Here is a 25,233-nt window from a genome sequence, read left to right as displayed (position 1 = left end):
AGTTAGAGGTTAGGGGCGAGAGTTTCTAACCTCTAACTTTTAATCTCTAACTTCTAAAAAATAATTATCTTTGCGCCAAAATCAAGTTGCCCGGCAACTACACAAATAGAATTCATGAGTTCAGATACTTCAAAAAGATACGCACAGCGTGGTGTTTCGGCATCTAAAGAAGATGTACACAATGCAATAAAAAATATTGATAAAGGATTGTTTCCTAAAGCATTTTGCAAAATTGTTCCGGATTATTTAACCCAGGACGATGATTATTGTTTGATTATGCACGCGGACGGAGCAGGAACAAAATCCTCTTTGGCTTACATGTATTGGAAAGAAACCGGAGATCTTTCGGTTTGGAAAGGTATTGCTCAGGACGCTTTAATCATGAATATTGATGATTTACTATGTGTAGGAGCAACTGATAATATTTTGCTTTCTTCTACTATTGGAAGAAATAAAAATCTGATTCCTGCTGAAGTGATTTCGGCGATTATCAACGGAACAGAAGAATTAATTCAGGAGTTGGCTTCTTTCGGAGTTAGTATTCACTCAACTGGTGGTGAAACTGCCGATGTGGGTGATATCGTTCGTACCATTATTGTGGATTCGACAGTGACTGCCCGAATGAAACGTTCTAAGGTTATTGATAATGCTAATATTAAGGCGGGTGATGTAATTGTAGGATTGGAATCTTTCGGTCAGGCTTCTTATGAAAAAAGTTATAATGGCGGAATGGGAAGTAACGGATTGACATCGGCACGTCATGATGTTTTTGCTAAATATTTGGCAACCAAATATCCGGAAAGTTACGATGCTGCAGTTCCGGAAGAATTAATTTATTCCGGTCAGGTACAATTGACGGATGCTGTTGCAAATTCGCCAATTGACGCCGGACAATTAGTGCTTTCGCCAACGCGTACTTATGCGCCAATTATCAAACAAATTTTAGATAAATATTCGGCAAATGAAATTCACGGTATGGTTCACTGTAGTGGTGGAGCACAAACTAAGATTTTACATTTCGTAGATAATTTACATATTATAAAAGATAATTTATTTCCGGTTCCGCCATTGTTCCAATTGATTCAGGAGCAATCAAAAACCGATTGGAAAGAAATGTATCAGGTTTTCAACTGCGGTCACCGTATGGAATTGTATGTTCCTGCAGAAGTAGCCGAAGATATTATTGCCATTTCAAAATCATTCAATGTTAATGCGCAAATTGTAGGTAGAGTAGAAGCTTCTGAAAGTAAAAAGTTAACTATCAGCAGCGAATACGGAACTTTTGAATATTAGGAATTGTTGAACTGTTTATTTGTTTAAAAGTTTAATCGTGTTGGTTGAACTTATAAACGACTAAACCCTTAAACAAATTAACGATTAAACTTTTTTAAAAATGTACGAATTAGTTTTTTGGAAATATTTAGAAGAGGTTTATTTAAACCATCAGCTTGTTTACGAGGCAATTGATGACCAAGAAACTATTGAAGGTTTGGAAGTATTGCCTGTGGAAGTAATTTTGAATCGTATTGCTTCGATATTTTCAAAATGGGAACGGGTAGATGAAAACAGCTGGAAAAACAAGGATGGTGTTGGTGCTTTTCAGGTGAAAACTACTCCGCAAATCATTCAGATAGACTGTTACGGAACGCAGGGAAAAACCATGGATAAATTGGTGGATATTATGGAAGAATTCAAATGTCCGTTGTATGATCCGCAAATTCCTGCCCGATACGATGAAATGTACGAAGAAGAATAAAATACAAAAGCGTTAAGATTCTCAAACTTAACGCTTTTTTTATGATTTATTCTAAAGGCTTTTTCTTGTCTTTGTCTTCTTCTTTTTCGTCTTTTTTATCATTTTTGAAGCCAATAAGTTTGCGGTATTTGTTTTCGGTTTCTTCGAGTTCTTCTTCCATTTTTTTGTATTGGCTAATGTCTTTGATGGTTACTACGGCAGCTACAATATTGTTGTCTTGATCTACCAAAGGTCGTCCACTGATTAAGACTCTTCTCTTTTCGCGGGAATCCGGATCCCAAAGCACGACATCAACATCGTCGGTTATTTCGCCGTTAAAAGCGCGTTCCATCGGCAGGTTTTGTGCCGGAAAAACCGTTTTTTCGTCCGGGAAATAGAGTTCGAAATGAGCAGTTAAATCCGTTGAAATTTTATCGTCTTCTTCGATTCCAAAAATGTCATTCGCCATATAATTGGCCAGAATTACTTTTTTATCAGCATTGGCAACAATTACCCCTTCGCCAATATTTTCTACAATGACACGCAATTTTTCTTCGTTTTCATACAATTCGTCAACGGCTTTTTGTTGTTCAATTCCCATTTCAACCGTTTCGGTAATATCTCGTGCCGCCGAATAAATAATACCTTCTTTCAGATCGATATTACTGTTCCAGTCCAGCCATCGGTAGGAACCGTCTTTGTGACGTACTCTGTTTTTAAAGCTAATCACAGTCTTGCCTTTTCGAATTTCAGCCAATACTTCATCGGAAGTAGCACGATCCTCAGGGTGAGTTAAATCCATGAATTTTATTTCGTCCAGGTCTTGTTGTGTGTAGCCTAAGGTATTGGTAAAAGCTGCGTTGATTTTGATAAAATGGTCGTTTTTGGCAACTGTAAAAATATCAAAAGACATGTTGAAAAAGGCATCGGTAGCTCTGAGAGAATCTTCGAGTTTTTTTCTTTCGGTAATATCGGTCGAGATACCGCCAATAGCATAAATTCTGCCTGTTGCGTCATATAAAGGAAATTTAACCGCAATATAAGTATGTATTCCGTCTTTTTGTTCGATGGTTTCTTCCGACTTTAATTCGGTGAGTTTTTTGGCTACTTCTAAATCCGAATTGCGATACATTTCGGCAATTTCTTTGGGTAAAAAATCATAATCGGTTTTTCCGATAATGCGTTCGTTAGTTGTGCCAAAAAGTTCTCCGAAATTTTTATTTATTAAAAGGTATTCGCCATTTAGTTTTTTGATAAAAACAGGATTGGAAGTATTATCAAGAATAGATTGCAGTAGTTTTTTATTTTCTTCCAAAAGATTTTGGGCTTTTTCTTTGGCTTTGAGTTGGCTTCGAATGATGAAATAAACCACAATGAGGAGTAAGATAGAAAGAGTAAATAAAAAGATTTCTAAGGCATCGAGTTTGGCATCCATCATGGTGTCACGAGATGTATTGATGCGGATTAAAAAAATCCATGCAGCAACAATTACCACTATTATATTGATGATAAAACCCAGAAAAATTTTTTTTTGAAAAGAGATTGTCATGGTTTTTTGGTTTTGGTTGGAAATCTTAAAATAGCCTGATAGCCAATTTGCTATAAGGAAAGTTACTAAATAATATGCGGATTATTCATTTTATGAGTTGTTTTGTTCGGTTGAAATAACAATTTAAGATTTTGTTTTTTCAAATCGCATCAGGTTCAAACTGAAAAGAATTACAATTAAAGTAACGCCTACATCGGCGGCGATTGCTAAAACTAAGTTGCTGTAACCAAACACAGCCAATAAAATAAAAACCAATTTTGTAATGATTGCTCCAAAAGTATTGGCTTTAATCTGTTTCATGGTTTTTTTACTCAACCGGATGAGGAACGGAATTAAGGAAAGTTGGTCGTTCATTAAGGCAATATTCGCTGTTTCGATAGCGGTGTCGCTTCCGGCAGCGCCCATCGCAATTCCTACGGTGCTTAATGCTAAGGCCGGAGCATCATTGATGCCGTCTCCTACCATGGCTACTTTATCGTATTGTTGTAAAAGAGCTTTTATTTCTTCCGATTTTTGTTCTGGAAGTAAGTTGCCAAAAACTTTGGTAATTCCCACCTGACGCGCTACAAAATGAGCGGCTTTTTCGGTATCTCCAGTAAGCATAATCACTGAGATATTTTCTTCCTGTATTTCCTGAATGGCTTGGCGACTATCGGGTTTCATTTCATCGGTTAAGCCAATGATACCAGCTACTCCCTGTCCAAAACTCACCACTACACTGGTTTTTCCTTCGGTGGATAATTGCGCAACAATGGCTTCTACTTCTTCTGAAATATCATGATATTCGCGGATAAATTCCAGTTTTCCTACCAGAACGGTGTCTATTTGACAAACCACACATTTGGCAGTAGCTCCTTTACCCAAAATACTTTTAAAATCCTGAGCAATATGAGGTTCAAAACCTTCTTGCTTACTGGCTGTAATGATGGCTTGCGCCAATGGATGTTCAGAGAACATTTCGGCTCCGGCCGTGCAGGAAAGCAATTCTTCCCGGCTGGTTCCTATTAGCGGAAAAACATCTGAAACAACCGGAGTTCCATAAGTAATCGTTCGGGTTTTATCAACCGCGATGGCTTGAATGTCGGCTAAGGCTTCAATGTATTTTCCGCCTTTTACCAGCGCTCCTCTGGAGGAAGCGTTCCCAATAGCAGCATAAATGGCAACCGGAGTAGAAATCACTAAAGCGCAGGGGCAGGCAATAACCAAAAGGGTGACGGCCTGTTTTAACCAATGATTAAAATCCAATCCCAAAATAAAAACCGGAATTGTGAAAATTAAAATGGCTATTCCTATAATAATGGGAGTGTAGAGTTTAGAAAATCGTTGAATGAATTTTTGAGTTTCACTTTTGGCGGCTCCTGCTTCAAAAGTCATTTGGATGATTTTGGCAAAAGTGGTATCGGTAGAAAGTTTGGTGGTTTCAATTTCGATGTAGCCATTGGTGATTAGCGTTCCTGCAAAAACGCTGTCGCCTGTTTGTTTTTCCTTCGCAACGGGTTCTCCGGTTATAGCCGATTGGTCAATAAGGCATTCGCCAAAAGTTATTTTGCCATCCAAAGGTATTATAGCCCCGTTTTTTACCTTAATAATGGTACCAATTTCAATTTGGTCAATTGGAATTTCTTTATTTAGTTGTTTTACAAAAGCAGTCTTGGGAGTACTCTGAATTAATTCGTCTAAAGCCGATTTGGAGTTTTCCAGTCCGATGTCTTCCAGGCGTTCTCCTAAAACATAGAGTACAATTACCACCGCAGCTTCGGGATATTCGCCCAAATACAAAGCGGCAATTACCGCGATAGTCATCAATAAATTAATACTGCTGAAATTGAATTTAATCAGGGATTGAAAACCGTTTAAAATAACATTATGACCAATTAAAATAATGAAAGTGCAAAAAACAAAAGGCGCATAAGGCATTGGTAAATGGATTCCTAAAAGCGAAAGAATTTCTAAAACAATGACAACAATTACGGATAGGAGTAAGAAGACAAACTTTTTATCTTGGAAAGGTAGATTCATGAGATTTAGATTTTATTCGAAATAAACAGTTAAATGGTTTATTAGTTTCGATATTTTGAGCAAAATAGCTTTAAAACTTAAAAATCAGCATTATATATTAAATTTACTCAAAATATGTGGTAACCTCTTTAGCTTTAATAAAATCTTAAGATAATAAATTATTAAATTTTTCCGAATATGAAAAAGTTTGCGAACTTTGCGGCAAAATTATTTACTATGAAAATAAACCTAAAAAACGGTATCGATAAGCTTATTTTTGGAATGACACAAAAAGATGTGACTGCCGTTTACGGAACGCCGGACAGGAATTATAAAGACGAAGATGAGAATGTGATTTTTGTGTACAACAGCCATAAAATGCGTTTGACTTTTTATAAAGATGAAGCTTTTAGAATGGGTTATATAGTGGCTTCGAGTCCGGATTTAGAATTGTTTGGTAATAAAGTTATCGGCAAAAATATTAAGGACGTTAAGAAAGAGCTGGCTTCTAAAAGTATTACCAAATTTACGCAGGAAGAATTTGATACGTTTGAAAATTACTTTAATGAAGAGAATTGGTTGTTGTTTCAAACCGAATTTGAAGAAGTGGTTAAATTAGAAGTTGGTGCCATCATCAATGATAAAGATGAATTTGACTGGAAATTTGGAAAAAAATAATCTGTTTTTTATAAAATCAGAAAGGCTTATCGTTTGTAATGATAAGCCTTTTTCATTTATTTCGATTTGTTGATGGTGTAAATTCCACCGCCAAAAAGTAATACCGCCAAACCCAGGTAAATATAGCCTTGCCGCTTTTCGGATTCATTAGAAGCTTCGATTTTCAGTCCCAGAAAATTAACTTCAGTGGTGTTTTCTTTTACTTTGTTCAGCCCGAAATAGCCTAATCCCAGACTTATAACAATTAAAATTATGGCTATTATTTTGGATACATTCATCGTTTAATTTTTCTCTAATATAATAAAAAAAGACGGAGCCTTTTCGTTTTTGGTATAAATAAAAAATCCGATTTGCGATAAACAAACCGGATTTTAAGGATTTTTGCGTTTGGATTTTATTTCTGTTTGTCGAAAATTTCCATTTCAAAAATTAATGTCGCATTAGGCGGAATGACACCACCGGCACCGCTTTCACCATAAGCTAATTTTGAAGGAATGTAAGCAATTATTTTGTCACCGAAAGAAAGCAAATTAATAGCTTCTATAAAGCCGGGAATCATACCGTCTTTTTTACCAATTTCAAATGGAAACGGATTGTAGCCGCCCTGCATTTTTCGCATTTCGTTGTATTGGTTGTAGTTTTTGGCAATTTCTTCACGGCTGCTGTCAAAAAGTTTTCCATTTTCAAAAAAACCGGAATAATGGAAATATACAGTTGTTCCGGCAGCAGGTTTTGCACCGTTTCCTTTTTGGATTATTTTGTAAACTAATCCCGAAGGAGTAGTAGTTGCAGTTGCTTTTTGAGTGTTAAAATAAGCCAGTTTTTCGACTTCTAAAGCGGCCATTTTTTCTTTTTGAATTCTTTCGGCTTCAGCTTTAGCGGCTGCTTCTTTTCTTTCTTCTTCTGCTTTATTGTTGTAATAGTTTGCAAATACTTTCTCGGCTTTGAATTTTTTAGCCAAAGAACCTTTTTGGGTGATGATAATATTTTTTATCACATCATCCTGCGCAATACTGTTTACTACGTCCATTCCCTGAACGACATGTCCAAAGATGGTGTGCTTTCCGTTTAACCATGAGGTTTCTTTATGAGTAATGAAAAATTGACTTCCATTAGTTTTAGGTCCGGAATTAGCCATAGCCAAAATTCCTCCTTTGTCAAATTTCAGGTCAGACAAAAATTCGTCTTTAAAAGCATAACCCGGATCTCCGGAACCATTCCCCATAGGGTCTCCTCCCTGAATCATGAAATCGCTAATCACACGATGGAATTTTAAACCGTCGTAAAAAGGTTTTCCTTTTCGTTTTTTATCGGATACAAATTCATTTTTGCCTTGTGCTAAACTAACGAAATTGGCCACCGTTACAGGTGTTTTATCAAAATACAATTGCAGAACAATAGCACCTTTGTTTGTATTAATAGTAGCGTAGATTCCGTCTTCTTTTATCGGAGCCGCTTTTTCGGTTTTCTTTTTGGTAATTTTTTTTGAAGTTTCCTGTGCCTGAAGCGTGAATAAGGCAAAAAAGGCAACTAATGTTAGTAATTTGGTTTTCATTGGTTCTATTTCTAAGATTGTTTTTAAGAATTATTTTTTGTCAATTAATTCAACTTCAAAAATAAGATTGGCATAAGGCGGGATAATATCTCCGGCTCCACCGGCACCGTAAGCCAAATGAGAAGGAATAAACAGAATGGCTTTGTCTCCAAAAGACATTTTTTCAAGTCCTTCTATAAATCCCGGGATCATGCCTTCTTTTCTGCCTGCCTGAAACGGAATTGGTTCGTAACCGCCTTGTTGAGCTCTTGCAGCATCATATTTTCCAAAAGTTTCGGCTACACTTTGAATATTAGTATCAAAAAGTTTTCCATTTTCAAGAAAACCGGCATAATTCATCGTAATTTGAGTTCCTTTGGTTGGTTTTGTACCCTTTCCTTTTTGAGTAATGATGTATTTTAACCCCGAAGAAGTTCTGCTGGCTTTGCCTTTTAAAGCGTCAAAATACAAGAGTTTGTCTTCAATAACTTTTCCGTATTTGGCTTCGTATTCTCTTTTTTGTTTTTCTTCAAGATCTATTTGTGCTTTTTGTCTTTTGGATTCAACAGAAAAGTAATCGTAGAAAGTTTTTTCGGCATTGAATTTTTTGGCAGCTTCTCCTTTTCGAATAATCGATATCGATTCGATAAGGTCGTTTTGTTCAATAGTATTAACAACTTCCATTCCCTGAACCACATGACCAAAGATGGTGTGTTTTTGGTCTAACCAGGGAGTAGGAACGTGGGTGATAAAAAACTGACTGCTGTTAGTTGCCGGACCATTATTAGCCATAGCCAAAAGTCCGCCTTTGTCAAAAATTACATCGCTGTTAAATTCGTCTTTAAATTTATAGCCTGCGTCTCCGGAACCGGTTCCTAAAGGATCTCCGGCCTGAATCATGAACTCATTGATTACACGGTGGAATTTTAAACCATCGTAAAAAGGACGTCCTTTTAAATGCTCATTGGTAACAAAATCATTGTTTCCTTCGGCAAGCGTAACAAAGTTGGCTACTGTTATGGAGGCTCTTTTATAATCTAATTCTAAAAAAATATCCCCTTTACTGGTTTGAATTTTAGCATATAAACCATCCGGTAAATTATTGTATTCTTTTTTACAGGAATAAAGAGTGCTAACAAGAAGCAATACAATCAGAATGCTTTTTCTCATAAGATTGAAATTTATTTATTGTCCCAAGCTGTCCTGTATTATTGGTTTTGTTTTGGCGCTTGCTTTTCTGGTTTTTTTGATGCTGTCCTGCATCAGTAATACGTTTTTGTTTTGTTCCAATTCTTTTTTATAAACCGCCTCAGGTTTAAAATCATTGAGTGTTACGGTGCAAATGAGTGGCTGGTTAGGACCAATTTTTTTATTGTCACCATGATAGCCGTAAGCAATGTGTGAAGGAAACAGGAAGTTTATTTTTTCGTGTTTTCGCATTAATTTGATTCCTTCTCTCAATCCGGTCATGATTTCCTGCTTGTCCACCCGGTACAGCTGTGGTCTTAATTCGACTTCCGAATAAATGATTGTTCCGTCAAGATCTTTTAATTCGTAGTTAAAAAAAGCAATATCTCCTTTTTTAGGAGTCAGTGAATCTGTTTCGTTTCGGGTTTCATAGGAATACCAATAGCCTTTTGTGGAAGCAAAATAGTTGATTTTAGGATTTTTTTTCATCAAATTTTTGATCAAATCCTCCTCAGAAGCCACGAGTTTTTTATTTCTTGCCACCGATTTTTTCATGAAAACGCCGGTAGCTCTGGAAATTGGGCGTCGTGCATCCTGATGTTGTTTACAGCCAGCGAAAGCAAGGCATAAGCAGAAACTTATCGCAATGATTTGGGGTGCTTTCATGAGGTTTATAGATTTAGGTTTTGGACTAGATTTTCAAATTTAGCAATAGTTTCTTCCATCGAAATTTCCGATTTCCCTCCGGCCGCATTACGATGTCCGCCACCATTAAAATGTGCTCTTGCAAATTCATTAACATCAAAATTTCCTTGCGAACGGAACGAAATTTTAATAATGTTTTCGTCTTTATTTTCGATAAAAATAGCCGTAAACTGAATTCCTTTGATGGTTAAACCGTAATTAACGATGCCTTCGGTATCACCTTTTACATGATTGAATTTGTCTAATTCTTCCTGAGTTAGCGTGATGTAAGAAGTTTTATGTTCCGGAATTACTTTTAAATTTTGCAAGGCCTGACCTAATAATTGTAATCGGTTATAAGAGCTGTTGTCAAAAAGTAAATTAGGAATAATGGTATTTTCGACGCCTAAATCAATTAATTCTGCTACAATTCGGTGTGTGTTTCCGGTAGTATTTGGGAATCTGAAAGAACCGGAATCAGTTAAGATTCCTGTGTAAATACAAGTTCCGATGGTTTTGTCTATTTGGTCTTTTTGCTCTAAATAGCAAATAAAATTATAAAGCATTTCACAGGTAGAACCAAAAGAAGTATTCGAATACATATAGGTTGCATAATCATCCGGTTTTTGATGATGATCAATCATGATATAAGTTGTATCAAGTACTTCCAGTACTTTTTCCATTTCTCCGGTTCGGTGAAAAGCATTAAAATCCAAAGTGAAAATAATTTCGGCTTCTTTTAGGATTTTGGTGCAGTTTTCTTTGTCTTTTTCAAATATCTGAACAGTTTCTGAACCCGGAAGCCAGGCTAGAAAATCAGGAAATTCATTTGGAGAAATTACGGTAGCCTGATGATTGTTTGTTTTTAAAAAATGATACAGCCCCAATGTAGAGCCCATGGCGTCTCCGTCGGGGTTTCTGTGCGGAATAATGGCAATTTTTTTTGGCGTAGCCAATAGTTGCTGGATTGCTTGTATATCTTGTATATTCATAGTTCGCGAATTTACATTTTTTTAGTGTAAACTATGAAATCATTTGAAAATTAACTTCTTTTTACCAACTTAGAAATCATCAAGTTTGTTTCTTCTGAATTTTTCATACAATCGGTGTTTGACGCCTTTTACAGTTTGTGCGTGATAAATACCCACTGAACCTGAAGAAATATAAGCAATGAAGCAGGAAATAGCTATGAAAACAGCGCTTTCGATTCCAAAAAGTTCAATTCCCATAACGGTACAGGCAACCGGTGTGTGCGTGGCTCCTGAAAAAACAGCTACAAAACCCATTCCGGCTAAAAGCGCCATTGGTAGCGGAATATAATTTGATAATGCACTTCCTAAGGTCGCACCCACGAAAAATAAAGGTGTCACTTCGCCACCTTTAAAGCCGGCGCCTAAGGTGAATCCTGTGAATAAAATTTTAAGGATAAAATCGTAATTTTCGCTTGGAGTGTTAAACGCTTCCACAATAGAAGGAACGCCCAGTCCCATGAATTTTGTAGCGCCAAAATAATAAACGACCAAAGCAAAAATAATTCCGCCTACATACGGACGTAAAGGAGGATACGAAATAGTTTTGGAAAATAGCGAACCCCAAAAATGAGTGCTTCTCGAAAAAAGCATGGCTGCAAAGCCAAATAAAATTGCTGCCGGAATAATCCAGAGGAAATTTTCCAGATTGAATTCGGCTACAACAGGAATATGGTAATGTGTATGGTGTACCGGCCAAAGTTCAACCGTGAAATAAGCAAAATAAGCCACTACAAAAGAAAGAATGGCGCTTTTTAAGCTAAATTTATTGCAAAATATGACTTCCAGTGCAAAGATGGCTCCGGCGAGCGGTGTTCCAAAAACTGACGCAAATCCGGCACTGATTCCTAAAATAATGAGTGTTTTTCGGTCATTGGCATCCAAATGAAAAATTCGGCTAAATTGGTCGGCTATGGCTCCGCCCATTTGTACAGCGGTACCTTCGCGACCTGCCGAACCTCCGAAAAGATGTGTAATAATGGTCCCTAAGAGAACAAAAGGAGCCATTTTGAGCGGGATTACTTTTTGTGGTTTTTCGTATTCCTCCAATAAAAGATTGTTTCCTTTTGCAACATCTTTACCATAATAATGATACAGTAATCCAATTAATAATCCTCCAACGGGTAATAGCCACAGCAACCATAAGTTTTGATCTCTAAGCCGGGCAGCCCATTCTAAAGCAATTAAAAAAAAAGCAGAAGCTGATCCGGAAAGGAAACCTATTAAAGCGCAGATTAAAATCCATTTGCCGGAAAGCAGTAAGTTTTTTTTGAAATCCATTATTTCGGAGTTTTAGGATAGTTGTAAAATTATTCGAGCGCAGAAAAAGTGAATTTTAGAAAGCTAAACTACTTTTGCTGCGCTCGAAGATTTTTTAGAAGCTTAATTATTCTGCAATCACGGCAGTTAATTCAATTTCTACCAGGTATTCAGGAGCAACTAATTGGTTGATTCCGTAAAAACCGGTAGTTGGCTTCACGTCTTTAAAGAATTTAGCGTGAGCAATAGCAACTGCTTCAAAAGTGCTTACATCTGTTGTGAAAATACGGGTACGAATCACATCTTTCATGCCGGCATTTAAGTCTTCTAATACTTTTTCAACTCTTTCTAAAATGTTTAAGGTTTGAGCATGTGCGTCATCCGCTTTTACTTTATCACCGTCAACAATTGCAACAGTTCCCGAAACTTCAATGATGTTCCCAATGCGAACTGCACGACAATATCCCATTTTATCTTCCCATGGCGATCCTGTCAGGATGTTTTCTCTTTTCATTTTTTTGATGTAATTAAGTGGTTTTTAGAGGGCTAAACCTCTGTTTGAAATTTAGAATCTTTGGGTGCAATTTATAAAAAATACCAGAATAAAAAACAATGATTTTGATAAATGAAAATTGGTTTTTTCTGCCTTTGTTTTGTTAGTATTTATAATAAAATGAAAAGTTTGTTGTTATCTATTTGGAATAAGTTCAGAAAAATCGTTTTTTTGAATATAGTTTTTTAATTAAAAAGATAAAAAAGATGAATCGATATTTTAATGTAAAAGGTCGGGTTTTTACTTTAGGCTTACTATTGAGTGTGTTTTCTGCAACTTATGCTCAGGAAGAATTTGGCAGTGAATTTAAGGTAAAGGCGGCTCCGCAAAAAAAGAAAAAGGAAGCGCCTGTAAAAGATGTGAAGTTTAATACAGGAGATTTTAATAAAATTAAATCTTATGTTATACAGGATGTTGAGGAGAATACCTATGAAATTCCTAAAGGAGAGGAAAAAGATCCGGAGAAATTAGCTAAACGCGATCAGGATTTTGGAGTGGTTAAAACCGCTTCGGGAACTGCTAAAGTACAATATCGTGACGCGGCTTATGTTGACGGAGATAAGGTAAGAGTATATGTGAATTATGAAATTGTTCAGCCGGAAGTGCTTTTGAATGGAGAACCTCAGGGATTTGATATTACTTTGAAAAAAGGGGTAAATCGAATTGATTTTGAAGCGATCAACGAAGGTTATGCGGCTCCAAATACAGCTGATTTTAAGATTTTTGATGATAATGGAGCGGTAATTTCGTCTAATCAATGGAATATTGCGCAAGGGTATAAGGCGACGATTATTTTGGAAAAAGAATAATCAAAATCGGGTTAGGCGGGTTATTAGGTTAAAATTTCTTTAATGTTCCGTGAGGTTTTGTTTTATACAATGAAAGCTTGGTATATTTGTTGATACTATAGGATTGTTAATAAAGCAAAACAAGAAGTACGATGAAGCAATTATTATTAGGTATAATGATGTTTTTGGTAATGAATAGCTATGCTCAAAGTGAGTTTAGCAAGAAATTCAAACCTATTGCGCCATTGAATCCGACAGTTGCTCCAAAGAAAGTAACACCTGCTGCAACTACTGATGCTCCGGTTATTAAAGCGCCAGATTTGTTTAAAAAACCGGAAGAGACTTTGCCTTCTTTTTCAAAATACCAAATCGGTCAAGCCAAATCTTTTTCGATGGAGCAAACCAATGATTATGTGAATCCCGGGGATAGAATTATGGAAAAGATGACTAAGGATTTGGATAAAACTCTGGTTAGGGAAGGGTTGAAAGAAGATGATCGTTTTTTGGTTAAAATTGATAAAAATTTTGGAGAGATTCGAACCAAATCTAAATATTTTACCGTTTTCTATCGTGATTATATTTATATCGATGGTGATTTAATTAAAGCGACGATTAATGGGCAAATGATAGGAGGAATCATGGAGTTGTATTCCAGTTACGGTCAGTTTGTTTTTAATCTGAAAGAAGGATTCAATACTTTTGAAATGGAAGCTTATAGTAAAGGTACATCAGGAGGGAATACCTGTGAATTTAAGATATATGATGATAAAGGAGTTTTGGTTCGTTCAGAATTGTGGGACAACTGGGATAAGGGAGTTAAAGGAAAATTTGTTATTGTGAAAGAATAGAAATTAATGTGCTGAAAGTGTTGTTTTTTGGATTTAATTAGATGAGAAATTGGGAAAGAAAAAAAATGAAAAATTTCAAAAATCTATTTTTGCATTCCAAATTTTAAAAGTAATTTTGCGCCCATGCAACACAACGTACTTATTTTAGATTTCGGTTCGCAATACACTCAGTTGATTGCGCGTAGAGTTCGCGAATTAAATATATTCTGCGAAATATTTCCATACAATAATATTCCATCAGATTTGTCAAGTTATAAGGCTGTGATTTTGGGAGGGAGTCCTTTTTCTGTAAGAGCAGAAGATGCACCGCATCCCGATTTATCACAAATCAGAGGAAAGATGCCTTTGCTTGCCGTGTGTTATGGTGCGCAATATTTGGCTCACTTTAGCGGAGGTGAAGTTGCTGCATCAAATACCAGAGAATATGGTAGAGCAAACCTTTCTTTTATAAAAGAAGAAGAGCTTTTCTTTGAAGGAATTTCACCAAACAGTCAGGTTTGGATGAGTCATAGTGATAGTATTAAGGCTTTACCAACAAATGGTGTTAAATTGGCAAGTACACATGATGTGGAATTTGCGGCTTACAAAATTGAAGGTGAAACTACTTATGCAATTCAATATCATCCTGAAGTTTACCATTCGACAGAAGGGAAACAAATGTTGGAGAACTTTTTAGTGAAAATTGCTCATGTTCCTCAAAACTTTACACCAAATGCTTTCGTTGAAGAGATTGTAGCGGAAATGAAAGCGAAAATCGGAAACGATAAAGTTGTTCTTGGACTTTCCGGAGGTGTAGATTCTACAGTAGCTGCCGTTTTATTGAATAAGGCTATTGGTGAAAACTTATATTGTATTTTTGTTAATAACGGTTTGCTTCGTAAAAATGAGTTCGAAAATGTATTGAATCAATACAAAGGAATGGGGCTTAATGTGAAGGGAGTAGATGCCGGAGAGCGTTTCTTGTCAGAATTGGCAGGAGTTAGTGATCCGGAAACCAAACGTAAAATTATTGGTAGAGTATTTATCGAAGTATTTGACGATGAATCTCATTTGTTAGAAGATGTAAAATGGTTAGCTCAGGGAACTATTTATCCTGATGTAATTGAGTCGGTTTCTGTAAAAGGACCATCTGCAACAATCAAATCACATCACAATGTGGGTGGTTTGCCTGATTTTATGAAATTACAAGTTGTTGAGCCTTTACGTATGCTTTTTAAAGATGAGGTGCGTAGAGTAGGAGCAAGTTTAGGAATTGATCCTGAATTATTAGGAAGACATCCTTTCCCTGGACCTGGATTGTCAATTCGTATTTTAGGAGATATTACTCCGGAGAAAGTTAGGATTTTGCAAGAGGTTGATTCTGTGTTTATCGAAGGATTAAAATCTTGGGGATTATATGATAAAGTTTGGCAGGCTGGAGCAATCTTGCTTCCGGTAAATAGTGTTGGTGTGATGGGTGACGAGCGTACTTATGAAAAAGTAGTAGCGTTGCGTGCTGTAGAATCTACCGATGGTATGACTGCTGACTGGGTTCATTTGCCTTATGATTTCTTGATGAAAGTATCTAATGATATTATCAATAAGGTAAGAGGAGTGAACAGAGTAGTGTATGATATTAGTTCAAAACCACCGGCAACAATCGAGTGGGAATAATAGAAACACCTTAAAGGGGATTTCTAATAGTATAAAAACGGTATCAGATTTAGAATAAAATTTGGTACCGTTTTCTTTTTAAGTCTAGTAATTTTAATTAATCGATAGAATGAAGTATTTTTTTGCCATTTGGATTTCGCTTTTGATATTTTCTCAAAATGTTTTTTCGCAGGAAACAATAACACATAAGGTGGAAAGAGGAGAAACTATTACTGAAATAGCTAAAAAGTATCAGGTAACTCCTTATGATATTTACAAATTAAATCCTGATGCTAAAGATAAATTAAAGCCGAGAACGGTGCTTTTAATTCCTTCTAAATCGGGTTTGAAAGTTGTAAATACTGGAGTTGAAATTACGCATAAAGTTTTACCAAAAGAAACGTTATTTGGCATTGAAAAAAAATACAATGTTTCGGATGCTGATTTGAAAAAAGTCAATCCTTTTTTAGAAAAAGACGGTTTGCAAATTGGGCAAGTTTTGGTGATTCCTTCTAAAAATGCGGTGAAGTCTGCTGAAAAAGTAATTTATCACGATGTACAGCCTAAGGAAACTAAATATTCTATTGCAAAACAGTACGGAATTACGATTGCGGAATTAGAAAAGAAAAATCCGGAAATTGTTTCTAATTTGCCAATTGGTTATCATTTGTTAATCAAAGGGAATCCGGTTAAGGATAAAGAAATTGTTTCTAATAATGCTTTCACAAATTCGCCATATAAAAATTACGAAATAAAACCAAAGGAAACTTTGTACAGTTTGTCTAAAATGACAGGGATGACTCAGGAGGAATTGTTGGCTTTAAATCCTGAATTGAAAAACGGAGTTGAAATTGGAATGAATATAAAAGTGCCTTCGAATACTGCTTTTTCAAGTGTTTCGGATACTAAAGTATATGATGATTTAACTCCGAAAACTAATTTTTCAGGACGAAAAAAAATAGCTTTGTTGTTACCGTTTAATATCTCCAGAGTGCAGGGAGATACGGTGAATTCAGTTGCGGCACGTTTGAAAAAAGATAAATTTTTAAATATGACTCTGGATTTTTATGCCGGAGCTTTGATGGCGATTGATTCGGCTAAAACCATGGGATTGCCAATTGATGTAAGTATTTATGATTCGGAGGAAACAAAATACGGTTCGAATGTGGCTTCGATTGTAAGTGCTAATAATTTGCAAACAGCAGATGCGGTTATTGGACCTTTTTATCAAAATAATGCCGAGGCAACTGCCCGTTTGTTAGCGGCAAATAATGTTCCGGTGATTTCACCTTTGTCTAAAGACGCCGGAAATCCAATAGCAAATTTATATCAGACGGTTCCTTCGAATGATGTGTTGAGAGCTAAAATGTTTGATTTTATGAGGGCTAAAAGAGGAAATGTAGTTGCGGTTGTGGATAAAAAGAAAACTTCGGTTATTCAGTATTTGAATCAAAATCAAAAAGACGTGCGGTTAGTTCCATTGAATGCTAACGGAACAGTTTCTGCGGAAGCTTTGAAAGCGATGTTGCTTCCTAATGTGATGAATTATGTGGTGATGGAAACGGCGAATACCTGGATGATAAAAACAACTATTGCGGCGATGCTGAGTGCAATGCCTGCCTATCAGGTGCAATTAGTGATGCTGGAACCAAATGATACTTTAGATTCGGATGAAATTAGTTTTGCTAATTTGGTTAAGTTGAAATTGATGTATCCTTCGGTAACAAGAGATAATACATCGCCTGAAGGATTGGTTTTTGGAAATAAATTCAGAAAGTTAAATTCGATAGCGCCAAGTGATTATGCAACCAGAGGTTTTGATGTTACTTTTGATACGATGATGCGTTTGATGCAAAATAAATCTTTTGAAGAAACGGTTAATGCGGTCGCTACGCAGCAGTTTGAAAATAAGTTTCAGTATTACAAAAAAGAGGGGGAAGGTTATGCTAATGAAGGGGTTTATATATTGTATTATGACAGCGATTTGACTGTAAAAGTAGCGAATTGATTTTATGGATGCTTATCAAAAACAGCTGATAAAACTGGCTTATACGCAAATGCCTTTTGGAAAATATGAAGGTCGTTTTTTGATAGATTTGCCTGAGTATTATGTGGTTTGGTATCACAATAAAGGCTTTCCAAAAGGAGAGTTAGGACAACAACTTCAGTTGGTTTATGAATTAAAATTAAACGGATTAGAAGAATTGATACGAAATATTAAAAAAAGATATCCAAAACCTCATTAATTGTAAAATTAATGAGGTTTTTCTTTTTGAGTTGACAAATGTCAATTTTAGAAATTATCTCATTTCCAAATTAGCATAATCTAAATTTATAATCGTATTTTTGCCACGTTTTTTACACAACTACAATACAAACTAGAACAACATGAATCAAACAAAATATATTTTTGTTACTGGAGGGGTTACTTCTTCTTTGGGAAAAGGAATTATAGCGGCATCATTAGCAAAATTATTACAGGCGAGAGGGTATCGAACAACTATTCAAAAATTTGATCCTTATATTAATGTTGATCCGGGAACTTTGAATCCTTATGAGCACGGTGAATGTTATGTAACTGATGACGGAGCGGAAACAGACTTGGATTTAGGTCACTATGAGCGTTTTTTAAATGTTCCAACTTCTCAGGCTAATAACGTAACAACCGGTAGAATTTATCTTTCAGTTATTGAGAAAGAAAGAAGAGGAGAGTTTCTGGGGAAAACGGTTCAGGTTGTACCTCATATTACGAATGAAATTAAAGACAGAATCCAAATTCTTGGAAAATCTGGTGATTATGATATCGTAATTACAGAGATTGGAGGAACTGTTGGTGATATCGAATCTTTGCCTTATATCGAGTCGGTTCGTCAATTAGTTTGGGAATTAGGTGAAAATAACGGAATTGTAATTCACCTTACTTTGGTGCCTTATTTAGCTGCTGCAGGGGAGTTAAAAACAAAACCTACACAACACTCTGTGAAAACTTTGATGGAAAGCGGAATCAAAGCTGACATCTTAGTTTGTAGAACAGAACATGAACTTTCGAATGATTTAAGAGGAAAATTAGCTTTGTTCTGTAATGTAAAAAGAGAAGCCGTTATTCAGTCTATCGACGCTTCAACTATTTACGAAGTGCCAAACTTAATGTTGGAAGAAGGTCTGGATGTGGTTGCTTTGAAAAAATTAGATTTACCTAAAAAAGCGGCTCCGGATTTAAAAACCTGGAATACTTTCTTAAAAAGATTAAAAAGTCCAAAACATACTGTAAACATCGGTTTGATTGGGAAATATGTAGAAATGCAGGATTGTTACAAGTCTATTTTAGAGGCTTTCATTCATGCAGGTGCTGCTAATGAAACTAAAGTAAACGTAGTTTCTATCCACTCTGAATATATTGACAGCGAAAATGTTGCTGATAAATTTAGTGATATCGATGCTATTTTGGTAGCTCCGGGATTTGGAGAAAGAGGTATCGAAGGAAAAATTACAGCGGTGCGTTATGCCCGTGAAAACAAAATTCCATTCTTCGGAATTTGTTTAGGTATGCAAATGTCGGTTATTGAATATTCCAGAAATGTGTTAGGTTATGCTGAGGCAAATTCTACCGAAATGAACGAGCAAACGCCTCATCCGGTTGTGAACTTAATGGAAGAACAAAAAAATGTGACCGATAAAGGAGGAACTATGCGTTTGGGAGCCTGGAAATGCGAAATCAAACCGGATACTTTGGCTTATCAAATTTATGGTGAAACCACAATTTTTGAGCGTCACCGTCACCGTTATGAGTTTAACAGTGCTTACACGGCTGAATTAGAAAAAGCAGGTTTAAAAGCTTCTGGAGTTAACCCGGATACCGGATTGGTGGAAATTGTAGAAATTGAAGATCATCCGTTCTTTATTGGAGTACAATACCATCCGGAATACAAGAGTACAGTAGCTAATCCGCATCCTCTTTTTGTAAACTTTGTGGCGGCAGCTGTAAAAGCAAGAAAGAAATAAGGATTTTCTGAAAATGGAATCTTAAATAGTTTAGGCAATACGTCTGGAAAAATAATTTAAATTAAAAATGGAAGAAAAAAAGTTTGACCCCAATTCGCTGATTGGTTTTATATTGATTTTCGGTATACTACTTTGGATAATGTATCAAAACAAACCTTCTGATGCAGAACTTGCGGCAGAAAAAGCCAAAAAAGAGTTGGTTGTTAAAGGTTCAAAAACTCAGGAAAATGCAGCTAAAATCAGCTCCGTTTCCGGAACAGTTAATGATAGTTTACAATTAGCCCAATTGCAAAAAAGCTTAGGAAGTTTTGCATATTCAGCTACTTTGCCATCGGCTAAAGACGAATTTACTACTATTGAAAATAAATTAGTAAAACTTACTATTGCTAACAAAGGTGGTTATATCGTTGAGGCTACATTAAAAGATTTTGAACGTTCCAAAAAAGGTTCCGGTCAATTGGTACAATTGATTAAAGACAACAATGCGCAATTTAATTTGCAATTGGCCACTGCTGATAATCATACTTTAAATACTAAAGAACTGTATTTTGAGCCAACATTGACAAAAAATGGGGAAGACCAAATTTTGACAATGAAATTGAAAGCTTCTGAAAATGCTTATTTAGCTTATAAATATGTGTTGAAAGCTAACGATTATATGTTGGATTTTGATATTCAGACACAAGGGTTGAATACTATTTTAAAAACAAATAAACCTTTGCAATTAGAATGGGATTTTAAAACCTATGCTAATGAAAAAAGTGTTTCTTATGAAAATCGTTATTCGGAATTGTATTTCGAATATGAAGACGGTAAGAAAGATTATTTAGGTCAGGGACACGATAAAACGGAAACTGTTGATGAAGTTTCTTATGTAGCTTACAAGCAACATTTTTTCTCGTCAATTTTATTGACAGAACAGCCGTTTAAAACCGTAGAGTTGTATTCTAATAATTTGGTAAATGATACCGACAAGGATACCATTTTTACGAAACAGTTTAAAACTGTAGTGCCATTGGCTTTCAAAAACGGAGAGATTGACCAAAAAATGAACTGGTACTACGGTCCTACAGATTATAAATTATTAAAATCTTACGATAGAAATTTAGAAGACATCGTAGCTTTGGGTTGGGGGATATTCGGTTGGATTAACCGTTATCTTTTTATTCCTGCTTATGGATTTTTAAGTATGTTTATTTCTCAGGGATGGGCGATTGTGTTATTTACTATTTTGGTGAAATTAGTAATGTCGCCGGTAACTTATAAGTCGTTCCTGTCTCAGGCTAAGATGAAAGTATTGCGTCCGGAGATTACTGAAATTGGTGAAAAATACAAAGATGAGCCAATGAAAAAACAACAGGAAACGATGAAACTTTACAACAAAGCCGGAGTAAATCCTATGGCGGGTTGTGTGCCCGGTTTGTTGCAAATGCCAGTTTTCTACGCCTTATTCCAGTTATTTCCAGCCTTAATTCAATTAAGACATAAAGGATTCTTATGGGCAGATGATTTGTCATCGTTTGATTCGGTGTATAAATTACCGTTCCATATTCCTGCTTATGGAGATCACGTGAGTTTGTTCCCAATTTTAGCTTCGATTGCCATTTTCTTCTATATGAAAATGACAACAGGAGACCAACAAATGGCGACACCACAACAGGAAGGAATGCCGGATATGGCTAAAATGATGAAAATTATGGTGTACATTTCGCCATTAATGATGTTGTTTTTCTTCAACAGTTACGCCTCAGGATTGAGTTTGTATTATTTTATTTCAAATACGATTACAATCGGAATCATGTTAGTAATTAAAAATTACATCATTGACAGTGATAAAATTCACGCCGAAATTCAGGAGAACAAGAAAAAAGAGCCAAAGAAACAAAGTAAGTTTCAACAACGACTTCAGGAAGCTATGGAGCAACAGGAAGCGATGAAGGCTCAAAGAAAAAAGAAATAATTTGATTCCAAATAGCAATCCCGTTCTGATAATTATCTGAACGGGATTTTTTAATTTGATATACTTTTGTATTTCAAAAAGCGTTTTACAGATAAAAATAATTTTATGAATAGAATAAAAAATATTTGTTGTTTGGCATTTTTATTTTTGACAATGTTGAATGTTCATTCGCAAAATGCAATCAACAATGTAGATGCCAATGGTAAAAAAGACGGCTTGTGGAAAGGTTTTTATCCGGAGTCTAAAAGATTGCGTTACGAAGGCACTTTTTCACACGGAAAAGAAATTGGCGAGTTTAAGTTTTATGATGATACGAAAGCCGGAACCGTAATTGCAACCCGAACCTTCAATCCTAATGATAATGTGGCTTACACGGTTTTTTATGATCAGCAAAAAAATAAAGTTAGCGAAGGAAAGGTCGTTAATAAATTGTTTGAAGGCGAATGGAAATACTACCATCAGGCGGCTACAACCGTTATGACAATTGAAAATTACAAAAACGGAAAATTGGAAGGCTTACGTTCGGTTTATTTTCCGAGCGGAAAAATTGCCGAAGAAACGTATTATAAAAACAATTTAAAAAGCGGAAGTTCAAAAAAATATTCTGAAAAAGGAATTGTTTTGGAAGAAGCTACTTTTAAAAACAACCAATACGATGGAGAGGCGATCTTTCGTGATGTAGATAATAATATTGTTTCCAAAGGGAAATTTTTAAACGGAAAGAAAGTGGGCATCTGGCAATTTTTTGAAAACGGAAAGTTGACTAAGGAGGAGAATATGAGTTATCCGAAAACAAAAAATGCTGTAAAAACGAACTAATTTTTTGAATCGCAAACACGAAATTCAGTAATGAATAAAATCGTTTAAAAACTTCGTACCTTTGCAGCCATAAAAAAACAAATTTTTAGAATGAAACGTGTTGTAGTTGGACTTTCCGGAGGAGTAGATTCGAGTGTTGCGGCTTATTTGTTGCAGCAACAGGGGTATGAAGTGATTGGTCTTTTTATGAAAAACTGGCATGATGATTCGGTAACGATTTCAAACGAATGTCCGTGGTTAGAAGACAGTAATGACGCTTTGTTGGTAGCCGAAAAATTAGGAATTCCGTTTCAAACCGTTGATTTAAGTGAGCAATACAAAGAAAAAATCGTTGATTATATGTTCAACGAATACGAAAAGGGAAGAACTCCAAATCCTGATGTACTTTGTAATCGCGAGATAAAATTTGATGTTTTCATGAAAATCGCTTTGAGTCTTGGTGCCGATTATGTGGCTACAGGACATTATTGCCGAAAAAGTGAAACTGAAGTAAATGGCGAAAAGGTTTATCAATTGCTTTCGGGTGTGGATAACAACAAAGATCAGTCGTATTTCTTATGTCAATTGTCACAGGAACAACTGGCTAAGTCACTTTTCCCAATTGGAGAATTAACAAAACCTCAGGTGCGCGAAATCGCCGCCGAAATGGAATTGGTTACCGCCGAAAAGAAAGATTCTCAAGGATTATGTTTTATTGGGAAAGTACGCTTACCTGAATTTTTACAACAAAAATTACAACCTAAAGCGGGTGTAATTGTTCAGATTGATAAAGACAATTCGGTTTATAATATTGGAATTCCAAAAGGATTGACAGATGAAGAAATTTTATCTTTAGAAGCAAGTCCGATCGAATATACTCCGGAGATGGGGAAAATGGTAGGAAGACATCAGGGAGCACATTATTTTACTATCGGTCAGCGAAAAGGATTGAATGTAGGCGGAACGGTGGAACCTTTGTTTGTCATTGCAACTGATGTGGAATCGAATGTGATTTATACCGGAATGGGTAGTCATCATCCGGGATTGTTCAGAAAAGCTTTGTTTGTAGAACAATCAGAAGTACACTGGATTCGGGAAGATATGACTTTGAATGACGGAGAAATTATGAAAGTAAAAGCCAGAATCCGTTACCGTCAGCCTTTGCAGGACGCTACTTTGCATCAATTCGAGTCGGGATTGTATGTTTCTTTTGAAGAACCGCAATCGGCTATAACCGAAGGACAATTTGTAGCCTGGTATCTTGACGACGAATTAATAGGTTCGGGAGTAATTTCGTAGTTGTAGTTTCAAAAAATAAACAATATATTTAAGTGATTAATTCAAAATGAGTTAATCACTTTTTTTATTTGCCGAAACTATGAAGAAAATTGCTTTGTCGTTTTTTGTACTAATCCCGCTTCTTGTTTTTTCGCAACAGGATGCCTGGGTGTATTTTAAAAGCAAAGCTAATGAATCTTATTTTTGCAATAATCCGTTAGAAATGCTCTCGCAACGGGCTTTAGATAGAAGAACCAGACAAAACATAGTTTTGGATTTCAAAGATATTCCCATAAATCAGGATTTTGTTGCGATTGTGAATAAGGTTACAGACATAAAAGTCATGGCAAAGTCCAAATGGATGAATGCGATACATGTAAGAGGTTCGCAAACGGCAATTAATAGTTTGCAACAATATGATTTTGTAGCTCAAATAGATTTTGCGGATAAATCTTTAAATAATTCGGCTAAAATAGTTTCGGAAGGGAATGTTGTTTTGAATAAAACCAATAAACAAAAGAAAGAGAAATCAATTTTAGCAACAACCGCTTTTGCTACGCAAATAGAAATGCTTAACGGACAATATTTGCACCAGCAAAATTATAAAGGTTCTGGTAAAATTATAGCCGTTTTGGATGCCGGTTTTTTAGGAGTTGATAGTGCTCCTGCTTTTAAAAGAATAAGAGAAAATAACCAAATTCTGGGAGGTTATAATTTTGTTGCCCGTGACAATAGTTTGTATGCGCATGATACGCATGGAACGAATGTGTTGTCCACTATGGCGGCTTATACGGAGAATGCTCTGATTGGGACCGCTATTGATGCTTCTTATTATTTGTTTGTCACCGAAGATTCCGCTTCTGAGAATCCGGTAGAAGAATCCTTATGGGTTGAGGCAACCGAAAAAGCGGACAGTTTAGGTGTGGATATTATCAATACTTCTTTGGGTTATTCAGACTTCGATAATCCGGCTTATAATTTAACTTATAGTGAAAGAGATGGTAAAACCGCTTTTATTTCCAAAGGAGCTGAAATAGCCTTTAGTCGCGGAATGTTAGTTGTTGTTTCAGCGGGCAATGAAGGAAGTAAGTCAGAACCCCATATTAGTGCTCCTGCGGATGCTTTTTCGGTAATTACAGTAGGAGCTGTTCATGCAAATCAGCAAAAAGCAGCTTTTAGTTCGATTGGACCAACAAGTGATGGTAGGATAAAACCGGATGTGATGGCTTTAGGTCAAAATATAATTGTATCGGATGAAAATGGAAATCCAGTGTATTCCAATGGAACTTCTTTTTCAGCACCCATTATCTCCGGAATGTTAGCCTGTTTGTGGCAGGCTTATCCAGATGCAAGTAATCAGGAAATTAGAGATTTAGTCTTGCAATCATCAAATTTATATGCCAGTCCGAATAATAATTACGGTTATGGAATCCCCGATTTTAATTGGGCACTGAATAATGGAAACGATGTTAGAAAGCAGCAATTTGAATATTTTGTTGCTTATCCTAATCCTACCGCTGATCTGTTTTCGATTCATTTTCCGCCTAATTTTAATTCAGCTACGATTTGGCTTTTTAATGCATTGGGACAACAAATTTTTGAAAAAAAGATAAAGGAAACAGAGTCTGCTTTTTCGGTAGAAACTTTGAGTAATGGTATTTATTTTTATAAAATTCAATCGGAGCTTTTTTCGAAAGAAGGAAAAGTGATTAAAAATTAA

At 35.8% G+C, this 25,233-nt stretch carries 22 protein-coding genes; 13 read left to right on the top strand and 9 right to left on the bottom strand.

What is annotated here, in order from left to right; all coding sequences use genetic code 11:
• Nucleotides 1-114: 114 nt before the first annotated feature.
• Entirely contained in the window at nt 115-1,293 is a 1,179-nt protein-coding gene (locus B6A10_RS11460) for an AIR synthase related protein (RefSeq protein ID WP_188220978.1), read from the top strand.
• Nucleotides 1,294-1,393: 100 nt separating this feature from the next.
• A complete protein-coding gene (locus tag B6A10_RS11455) occupies nt 1,394-1,756 on the top strand; it encodes a hypothetical protein (RefSeq protein ID WP_188220977.1) in 363 nt (120 codons plus the stop codon).
• 46 nt (nt 1,757-1,802) lie between these two features.
• Here B6A10_RS11455 and B6A10_RS11450 read toward each other — a convergent pair whose 3' ends face one another.
• Together B6A10_RS11450 and B6A10_RS11445 are read right to left on the bottom strand one after the other, a co-directional pair.
• Nucleotides 1,803-3,284, bottom strand: a complete 1,482-nt coding sequence (locus B6A10_RS11450) for a PAS domain-containing protein (protein ID WP_188220976.1) — start codon at nt 3,282-3,284, stop codon at nt 1,803-1,805.
• Between the two features lie 123 nt (nt 3,285-3,407).
• Nucleotides 3,408-5,303 carry a heavy metal translocating P-type ATPase gene (locus B6A10_RS11445; RefSeq protein ID WP_188220975.1) on the bottom strand — a complete coding sequence of 632 codons (1,896 nt, stop codon included), beginning with the start codon at nt 5,301-5,303 and terminating at the stop codon, nt 3,408-3,410.
• Between the two features lie 216 nt (nt 5,304-5,519).
• On the opposite strand from B6A10_RS11445, the gene B6A10_RS11440 reads away from it, so the two are divergent.
• A complete protein-coding gene (locus tag B6A10_RS11440; RefSeq protein ID WP_055090898.1) occupies nt 5,520-5,960 on the top strand; it encodes a hypothetical protein in 441 nt (146 codons plus the stop codon).
• A 56-nt stretch (nt 5,961-6,016) separates the two neighbouring features.
• Here the strand turns inward: B6A10_RS11440 and B6A10_RS11435 are convergent, their stop codons facing one another.
• The 7 genes from B6A10_RS11435 to B6A10_RS11405 form a co-directional block, all read right to left on the bottom strand.
• Nucleotides 6,017-6,238 (bottom strand): hypothetical protein, encoded by a 222-nt coding sequence (locus B6A10_RS11435; RefSeq protein ID WP_188220974.1) that lies wholly within the window; start codon nt 6,236-6,238, stop codon nt 6,017-6,019.
• Between the two features lie 116 nt (nt 6,239-6,354).
• Entirely contained in the window at nt 6,355-7,515 is a 1,161-nt protein-coding gene (locus tag B6A10_RS11430) for a peptidylprolyl isomerase (protein ID WP_188220973.1), read from the bottom strand.
• Between the two features lie 30 nt (nt 7,516-7,545).
• Complete coding sequence (locus B6A10_RS11425; protein ID WP_188220972.1) at nt 7,546-8,664, bottom strand: peptidylprolyl isomerase; 1,119 nt, start codon at nt 8,662-8,664, stop codon at nt 7,546-7,548.
• A gap of 15 nt (nt 8,665-8,679) precedes the next feature.
• Nucleotides 8,680-9,348, bottom strand: a complete 669-nt coding sequence (gene gldI / locus B6A10_RS11420) for a gliding motility-associated peptidyl-prolyl isomerase GldI (RefSeq protein WP_188220971.1) — start codon at nt 9,346-9,348, stop codon at nt 8,680-8,682.
• A 5-nt stretch (nt 9,349-9,353) separates the two neighbouring features.
• On the bottom strand, nt 9,354-10,358 hold the full coding sequence (locus B6A10_RS11415) for a DHH family phosphoesterase (RefSeq protein ID WP_188220970.1): 1,005 nt from the start codon (nt 10,356-10,358) through the stop codon (nt 9,354-9,356).
• A 69-nt stretch (nt 10,359-10,427) separates the two neighbouring features.
• On the bottom strand, nt 10,428-11,675 hold the full coding sequence (locus tag B6A10_RS11410; RefSeq protein ID WP_188220969.1) for a voltage-gated chloride channel family protein: 1,248 nt from the start codon (nt 11,673-11,675) through the stop codon (nt 10,428-10,430).
• Nucleotides 11,676-11,781: 106 nt separating this feature from the next.
• Nucleotides 11,782-12,168, bottom strand: a complete 387-nt coding sequence (locus B6A10_RS11405) for a RidA family protein (protein ID WP_188220968.1) — start codon at nt 12,166-12,168, stop codon at nt 11,782-11,784.
• Between the two features lie 245 nt (nt 12,169-12,413).
• On the opposite strand from B6A10_RS11405, the gene B6A10_RS11400 reads away from it, so the two are divergent.
• The 10 genes from B6A10_RS11400 to B6A10_RS11355 all read left to right on the top strand — a co-directional run bounded on the left by B6A10_RS11400 (nt 12,414) and on the right by B6A10_RS11355 (nt 25,233).
• Entirely contained in the window at nt 12,414-13,016 is a 603-nt protein-coding gene (locus B6A10_RS11400) for a hypothetical protein (protein ID WP_188220967.1), read from the top strand.
• Nucleotides 13,017-13,147: 131 nt separating this feature from the next.
• Nucleotides 13,148-13,843 carry a hypothetical protein gene (locus B6A10_RS11395; protein WP_188220966.1) on the top strand — a complete coding sequence of 232 codons (696 nt, stop codon included), beginning with the start codon at nt 13,148-13,150 and terminating at the stop codon, nt 13,841-13,843.
• A 123-nt stretch (nt 13,844-13,966) separates the two neighbouring features.
• Nucleotides 13,967-15,496, top strand: coding sequence for a glutamine-hydrolyzing GMP synthase (gene guaA, locus B6A10_RS11390; protein WP_188220965.1), 1,530 nt, complete (start codon nt 13,967-13,969; stop codon nt 15,494-15,496).
• Nucleotides 15,497-15,605: 109 nt separating this feature from the next.
• Nucleotides 15,606-17,483: a PBP1 and LysM peptidoglycan-binding domain-containing protein gene (locus tag B6A10_RS11385; RefSeq protein WP_188220964.1), complete on the top strand. Its 1,878-nt coding sequence runs from the start codon at nt 15,606-15,608 to the stop codon at nt 17,481-17,483.
• A gap of 4 nt (nt 17,484-17,487) precedes the next feature.
• On the top strand, nt 17,488-17,721 hold the full coding sequence (locus B6A10_RS11380) for a DUF3820 family protein (RefSeq protein ID WP_188220963.1): 234 nt from the start codon (nt 17,488-17,490) through the stop codon (nt 17,719-17,721).
• 142 nt (nt 17,722-17,863) lie between these two features.
• A complete protein-coding gene (locus B6A10_RS11375; protein WP_188220962.1) occupies nt 17,864-19,477 on the top strand; it encodes a CTP synthase in 1,614 nt (537 codons plus the stop codon).
• Nucleotides 19,478-19,544: 67 nt separating this feature from the next.
• Nucleotides 19,545-21,437, top strand: coding sequence for a membrane protein insertase YidC (gene yidC / locus B6A10_RS11370; RefSeq protein ID WP_188220961.1), 1,893 nt, complete (start codon nt 19,545-19,547; stop codon nt 21,435-21,437).
• Between the two features lie 105 nt (nt 21,438-21,542).
• Nucleotides 21,543-22,256: a toxin-antitoxin system YwqK family antitoxin gene (locus B6A10_RS11365; protein WP_188220960.1), complete on the top strand. Its 714-nt coding sequence runs from the start codon at nt 21,543-21,545 to the stop codon at nt 22,254-22,256.
• Between the two features lie 90 nt (nt 22,257-22,346).
• The gene (mnmA, locus tag B6A10_RS11360; protein ID WP_188220959.1) at nt 22,347-23,534 is read left to right on the top strand and encodes a tRNA 2-thiouridine(34) synthase MnmA; all 1,188 of its coding nucleotides are present in this window, start codon (nt 22,347-22,349) and stop codon (nt 23,532-23,534) included.
• A gap of 79 nt (nt 23,535-23,613) precedes the next feature.
• Nucleotides 23,614-25,233 (top strand): S8 family serine peptidase, encoded by a 1,620-nt coding sequence (locus tag B6A10_RS11355; RefSeq protein ID WP_188220958.1) that lies wholly within the window; start codon nt 23,614-23,616, stop codon nt 25,231-25,233.

Origin of the sequence: Flavobacterium pokkalii (assembly GCF_014596575.1) — a bacterium.
GTDB classification, from domain to species: domain Bacteria; phylum Bacteroidota; class Bacteroidia; order Flavobacteriales; family Flavobacteriaceae; genus Flavobacterium; species Flavobacterium pokkalii.
The sequence above is the reverse complement of the archived record's forward strand: the minus strand, read 5'-3'. Positions and strand labels throughout refer to the sequence as shown.